Raw genomic sequence first — 311 nt, 5'->3', positions numbered from 1 at the left:
ATCCGTTTTTCTGGGTCGGTTTTGTCTGTGTAAAACCAATATTTATTAATGGGATTTTTCGGTGGGGGCGGTGCGTTGCGGCCAGGTTAATATTTACCGTTACAACCCATGATTTATCGATGCCGCAACACACCCTACCGGGATTTTGGGAAACGCCACCCCCCACATTTCCGCCATCACGGTCATTTATAACATCATCATCGCACCATCCAAATTTCATAAACACCCAGAAATGATCCGTTTTTCTGGGTCGGTTTTGTCTGTGTAAAACCAATATTTATTAATGGGATTTTTCGGTGGGGGCGGTGCGT

Annotated in this window: 1 protein-coding gene; it reads right to left on the bottom strand. The window is 45.0% G+C overall.

What is annotated here, in order from left to right:
• On the bottom strand, positions 1–220 hold a 220-nt coding region (locus tag LKE08_RS00575; protein WP_324702247.1), incomplete at its 3' end, for a hypothetical protein.
• Between the last annotated feature and the right edge of the window lie 91 nt (positions 221–311).

The organism is Lyngbya sp. CCY1209, assembly GCF_035615495.1.
In the GTDB taxonomy this organism is placed as follows: domain Bacteria; phylum Cyanobacteriota; class Cyanobacteriia; order Cyanobacteriales; family Microcoleaceae; genus Limnospira.
This window is presented reverse-complemented; position numbering and strand designations above follow the sequence as displayed.